Consider the following 1,368-nt stretch of genomic DNA (forward strand, 5'->3'; position numbering starts at 1 on the left):
CCGGCCCTTGCCGATCGCCAGCGCCTCGCCCCGCTCCGGAAGCTCGACGCCCACACCCTCGCCGCGCGGGTAGCGCAGCGCGATCGGGCCCGTGTCGTGCGCGTGGGCGGTCGCCACCATGTGCACCAGCTCGGCCTCGTCGGAGGCCGCCATCACGGTCATGTTCGGCAGGCAGCACAGGTAGGCCAGGTCGAACGCGCCCGCGTGCGTCGCCCCGTCGGCGCCGACCAGCCCCGCCCGGTCCAGGCAGAACCGCACGGGCAGGTTCTGCAGCGCCACGTCGTGCACCACCTGGTCGTAGGCCCGCTGCAGGAACGTCGAGTAGATCGCCACGAACGGCCGGTAGCCCTCGGTGGCCAGACCGCCCGCGAACGTCACCGCGTGCTGCTCGGCGATGCCGACGTCGAAGGTCTTGTCCGGGTGCGCCTTGCCGAACAGGTCGATGCCGGTGCCCCCCGGCATCGCGGCGGTGATCGCCACGACCTTGTCGTCGGCGTCGGCCGCCTTGATCAGGCTCTCGCCGAACACCCGCGTGTAGGCCGGCGCGTTCGGCTTGGCCTTGGCCTGCACGCCTGAGACCACGTCGAACTTGACCACGCCGTGGTAGCGGTCGGCCGAGGCCTCGGCCGGGGCGTAGCCCTTGCCCTTCTGGGTGACGACGTGGAGCAGGATCGGGCCGTGCTCGGCGTCGCGGACGTTCTTGAGCACCGGCAGCAGGTGGTCGAGGTTGTGCCCGTCGACCGGGCCGACGTAGTGGAAGCCCATCTCCTCGAACATGGTGCCGCCGCCGACCACGAGCGAGCGGGCGTATTCCTCGGCCGCGGCGGCGCGCTGGTAGAGCGCCTTGGGCAGGAGCTTGCCGAGCTGCTTGGCGGTCTCGCGCAGGGACTGGTAGGCGCCGCCCGAGGCGAGGCGGGCGAGGTAGGCCGACATGGCGCCGACGGGGGGCGCGATCGACATGTCGTTGTCGTTGAGGATGACGATCAGGCGCGAGTGCAGGGCGCCGGCGTTGTTGAGGGCCTCGTAGGCCATGCCGGCCGACATCGAGCCGTCGCCGATGACCGCGATGGCGTTGCGGCGCTTGGGCGGGCGGTTCTTCGACTTGGCGGCGGCGTTGTCGAGGTCGCGGGCGACCGCCATGCCCAGCGCGGCCGAGATCGAGGTCGAGGAGTGGGCGGCGCCGAAGGGGTCGTAGACGCTCTCGCTCCGCTTGGTGAAGCCGGACAGGCCGCCGCCCTGGCGGAGCGTCCGGATGCGGTCGCGGCGCTCGGTGAGGATCTTGTGGGGGTAGCACTGGTGTCCGACGTCCCAGACGATGCGGTCGTCGGGGGTGTCGAACACGTGGTGCAGCGCCACGGTCAGCTCGAC

Annotated in this window: 1 protein-coding gene; it reads right to left on the reverse strand. The window is 71.6% G+C overall.

All coding sequences use genetic code 11. The annotated features are described in order from the left end of the window. A partial coding sequence (gene dxs / locus C4T42_RS31295) for a 1-deoxy-D-xylulose-5-phosphate synthase (RefSeq protein WP_103986565.1) occupies positions 1–1,368 on the reverse strand: 1,368 nt, incomplete at both ends.

Origin of the sequence: Methylobacterium sp. 190mf (genome assembly GCF_900107945.1) — a bacterium.
In the GTDB taxonomy this organism is placed as follows: Bacteria; Pseudomonadota; Alphaproteobacteria; order Rhizobiales; family Beijerinckiaceae; genus Methylobacterium.